A 4,442-nucleotide genomic window follows, 5' to 3' on the forward strand; every position below is an offset into this window, starting at 1 on the left:
GGCGAAGCTTTTGGCTTTGTGGCGTTCTCTCGATTCGCCGCGGGGCGCGGCTCCTACAGGGTGGGCGGTGCTTGCGGCATGCGTGTAGGAGCCCCGCCCCGGGGCGAAGCTTTTGGCTTTGTGGCGTTCTCTCGATTCGCCGCGGGGCGCGGCTCCTACAGGGTGATGTGGTGCCTGCGGCGTTTGTGTAGGAGCTCCGCCCCGGGGCGAAGCTGTTGGCTTTGCGGTGCTTTGGCGAACGATTCGCGGCGGGGCGCGGCTCCTACAGAGCAGGGTCAGTGAGCTGCGCCATCGCCTGCCATGCTCTGCGGCAATTTCCGTGTCAACAGGATCGTCAGCATGCTCACACCCAGGGCGATGCCGATGAAATGGAAGGCATCGTTGTAGGCCATGATGATCGCCTGTTCATGGACGATCTGGCTGAGCTTGGCCAGTGCCGCCTGTTCGCTACCCAGGGTTTGCGTCAGAAGGTGCAGGCGTTCATCGACCTGCGGGTTGGTCGGCACTATGGACTCGCGCAGGTAGTCGAAATAGACCTTGGCGCGGGCATCGAGCAGGGTGGCGAGCAGGGCGATGCCGATGGCGCCGCCGAGGTTGCGCAGGATGTTGAACAGGCTGGAGGCCGAGCCAGCGTCCTGCGGCATGATATAGGCCGTAGCGATCAGCGAAACCGTGACCATCACCAGCGGCTGGCCCAGCGCGCGGACGATCTGGATGTGCTGGAACTGTTCGCCCGCGAAGTCCGGGTTGAGCACGCCGGAGAAGAAACTCGCCGCGCCGAACAGGGCGAAGCCCAGGGCGCACAGCCATTTCGGCGAAATGATCTTCATCAGCTTGGGCACCAGCGGAATCAGGAACAGCTGCGGCACACCCATCCACATGATCACTTCGCCGATCTGCATGGCGTTGTAGCCCTGGATCTGCGCCAGGTACAGCGGCAGCACATAGATCGATCCATAAAGGCCCACGCCGAGCCCCAGGCTGGAAATGCTGGCCAGGCCGAAGTTGCGCTCGCGCAGTACGCCCAGGTTGATCAGCGGTTTCGGGCGGGAGATCTGCAGGATGACGAACAGGATCAGGCTGACCAGCGCCACGCTGCCGAGGCCGACGATCAGTTGCGACTCCAGCCAGTCCTTGCGATGGCCTCCAGACTCCAGGCCAGGGAGCACAGCAGCGAGGCGATCAGAAAGCCCACCGACACCCATACCGCCAGGCGCCGCGCCGAGAGCAGCTGTACCAGCCAGGCGGTCAGCGGGATCATGATGATCTCGGCCACCAGGTAGGACGTGGAAATCCACGAGCCTTCCTCAAGCGTGGCGGACAGCGCGCCCTGGATATCCTTGAGCGAGGAGTTGGTGATCTGGATATCCAGCACCACCATGAAGGCGCTGAGCATGGCGCTCATCACCGCGATCCAGTCGCGGCGGCTGGGTTCCGCCGTGGGGCGGATCAGCGCATCACCCGCCATGGCTGTCGTCGCTGCGCAGATCCACGGTGACCTCCACCGACATGCCGGGGCGGATCAGTCCATGCAGCGGGTTGTCGGCGGCGAAGGTCAGCTTGACCGGGATGCGCTGCACCACCTTGGTGAAGTTGCCGGTGGCGTTGTCTGGCGGCAGCAGACTGAATTGCGCGCCGGAGGCGGCGAACAGGCTGTCGATGCGGCCTTCGATCGATGGGCGTGTCCGGGTAGCTGTCGAACAACAGTTCGGCTTTCTGTCCTGGGCGCATGCGGCCGATCTGGGTTTCCTTGAAGTTGGCCTGGATCCAGATGTCCTGATCCGGCACCAGCGACAGCAGGTAGGCGCCGCTTTGCACCACCTGGCCTTCACGGGCTGAGCGCTGGCCGACCATGCCGCTGATCGGTGCATGGATCTGCGTGCCCGAGAGGTTGAGGTCGGCCTGTTCCAGGTCGGCCTGAGCCGCGAGAATCAGCGCGTCCAGACGTTTGAGCTCGGCTTCCAGGCTGGCCACCTGCTGACGTTGCGCCTGCAGATCGGCCTGGGCCTTGGCCACTTGCGAGCGGGCCACGCGGTTGTCGGCGGCCAGGGTGGTGACGCGTTCTTCGGAGATGTAACCTGGCTTGCGCAGGGTCTGTGCGCGGCCGAGATCGAGCTTGGAGCGATCGAGGGTCGCCTGGCTGGCCGCGACGTCGGCCTGGCTGGCGGCAATCAGGTTGGCCTGCTGGTCGGGTTTGCTCTGCGCTTGGGCGCGTTCGGCCTGGTGAGTTTGCAGAGCGGCGAGGGCGCGCTGGCGCGCCAGGCGGAAATCGGCGTCTTCCAGCACGGTCAGGAGTTGGCCGGCTTCGACATGTTGGTTGTCGCGCACCAGGACCTTTTCGATGCGTGCATTCAACTGGCTGGAGACGCGAGTGCCTGACGGCGCACGGGACGCCGCGCAGCGTTGCCGGGCTGGAGGGGTATCGGGCGATCCTGCTGCAGCATGACGCCCCGCGTTACTGGCCGCTGTTGGGCGAACATCTGCCGTGCCAGCGGGTGATGACCTGCAACAACATCACCTTCGCCCGTGAGGCGACGCTGGCAGGTGCCGGGATTTGCGGGTTGCCGGTGATGATCAGCGAGGAGGCTGTGCGCAGCGGGCGTTTGGTCGAGCTGCTGCCCGAGGCGCGCCTGCCGGTGGGGGAGGTGTACGCCATCTACCCTTCGCGGCGCTTCCAGGCGATGAAGGTCAAGGCCTTCCTCGACTTTCTTATCGCCAGCTTGCCGATCACCCGCGGCGGGTTGCTGGAGCCAGGGGCCGTCGGCCTGCTAACATCGCCCGCTTGATTCAATCCTCGTGTCTTCCATCCGAGAGCATTCATGACCACCGTCCGTACCCGTATCGCGCCATCGCCAACCGGCGACCCCCATGTCGGCACCGCTTATATAGCGCTGTTCAACCTGTGCTTCGCTCGTCAGCACGGTGGCCAGTTCATCCTGCGCATCGAAGACACCGACCAGGTTCGCTCGACTCGTGAGTCCGAACAGCAGATTTTCGATGCCCTGCGCTGGCTGGGCATCGAGTGGGACGAAGGCCCGGATGTCGGCGGCCCGCATGGCCCGTACCGGCAGAGCGAGCGTGGCGAGATCTACAAGAAGTATTCGGACGAACTGGTCAGCAAAGGCCATGCCTTCCCATGCTTCTGCTCCGCCGAGCGCCTCGATGAAGTGCGCGCGCAGCAGATGGCCAACAAGGAAACTCCGCGCTACGACGGCCACTGCATGCACCTGGAACCGGCCGAGGCGCAGCGTCGCATAGCCGCGGGCGAATCGCACGTGGTGCGCATGAAGGTACCGAGCGAAGGCGTTTGCGTGGTGCCGGACATGCTGCGTGGCAATGTCGAGATCCCATGGGATCGCATGGACATGCAGGTGCTGATGAAGGCCGATGGCCTGCCGACCTACTTCCTGGCCAATGTGGTCGATGACCACCTGATGGGCATTACCCATGTACTGCGTGGCGAGGAATGGCTGCCGTCGGCGCCCAAGCTGATCAAGTTGTACGAATACTTCGGCTGGGAACAGCCGGCGCTGTGCTACATGCCGCTGCTGCGCAATCCGGACAAGAGCAAGCTGTCCAAGCGCAAGAACCCCACCAGCATTACCTTCTACGAGCGTATGGGCTACCTGCCGCAGGCCATGCTCAACTACCTGGGGCGCATGGGCTGGTCGATGCCGGACGAGCGCGAGAAGTTCTCCCTGGCCGAGATGATCGAGCACTTCGACATCAACCGCGTGTCGCTGGGCGGGCCGATCTTCGATCTGGAGAAGCTGTCCTGGCTCAACGGCCAGTGGCTGCGTGAACTGCCGGTGGAAACCTTCGCTGCCGAAGTGCAGAAGTGGGCGCTCAACCCCGAGTACCTGATGAAGATCGCGCCGCACGTGCAGGGCAGGGTGGAAACCTTCAGCCAGATCGCACCGCTGGCCGGCTTCTTCTTCTCCGGCGCGCTGAACCTGGACGCCAAGCTGTTCGAGCACAAGAAGCTCTCGCCCGACCAGGTGCGTCAGCTGATGCAGCTGATCCTGTGGAAGCTCGAGTCGCTACGTCAGTGGGAAAAGGATCGTATTACCGGCTGCATCCAGGCGGTGGTCGAGCACCTGGAGCTGAAGCTGCGTGACGCCATGCCGCTGATGTTCGCCGCCATCACCGGTCAGGCCAGCTCGGTATCGGTACTCGATGCCATGGAAATCCTCGGCCCGGATCTGACCCGCTTCCGCCTGCGCCAGGCGCTGGAGCTGCTCGGCGGCACCTCGAAGAAAGAGGCCAAGGAGTGGGAGAAGCTGCTGGCGAGCATCGCCTGACGGTAGACTCCTGGAGCCCCGCCCCGGGGCGAAGCTCTTGGTTTTGCGCTGTTCGCTCGAACGATTCGCCGCGAGGCGCGGCTCCTACAGGGGGGCGGTGCCTGCGGCATTTGTGTAGGAGCCCCGCCCCGGGGCGAAGCT

General features: G+C 64.2%; 1 protein-coding gene and 3 pseudogenes. 2 read left to right on the forward strand and 2 right to left on the reverse strand.

The annotated features are described in order from the left end of the window. Positions 1-275: 275 nt before the first annotated feature. A pseudogene (locus DBO86_RS24930) lies at positions 276-1,468 on the reverse strand (MFS transporter). Further along, a pseudogene (locus tag DBO86_RS26380) lies at positions 1,458-2,373 on the reverse strand (HlyD family secretion protein); the annotation flags it as partial. The pseudogenes DBO86_RS24930 and DBO86_RS26380, both read right to left, overlap by 11 nt. A 2-nt stretch (positions 2,374-2,375) precedes the next feature. Between DBO86_RS26380 and DBO86_RS24940 the strand changes: the two are divergent. Both DBO86_RS24940 and gltX read left to right on the forward strand, forming a co-directional pair. Then, positions 2,376-2,786: pseudogene (locus tag DBO86_RS24940) on the forward strand (LysR substrate-binding domain-containing protein); the annotation flags it as partial. A 33-nt stretch (positions 2,787-2,819) separates the two neighbouring features. Continuing rightward, positions 2,820-4,301 carry a glutamate--tRNA ligase gene (gltX, locus tag DBO86_RS24945; protein ID WP_003459905.1) on the forward strand — a complete coding sequence of 494 codons (1,482 nt, stop codon included), beginning with the start codon at positions 2,820-2,822 and terminating at the stop codon, positions 4,299-4,301. The last annotated feature ends 141 nt before the right edge of the window (positions 4,302-4,442 follow it).

Source organism: Ectopseudomonas oleovorans (assembly GCF_003052605.1).
Taxonomy (GTDB): Bacteria; Pseudomonadota; Gammaproteobacteria; order Pseudomonadales; family Pseudomonadaceae; genus Aquipseudomonas; species Aquipseudomonas oleovorans_A.

Bases quoted from the DNA above. Each gene is read 5' to 3' on its own strand.
- gltX (WP_003459905.1), top strand. From the start codon at position 2,820: ATGACCACCGTCCGTACCCGTATCGCGCCATCGCCAACCGGCGACCCC.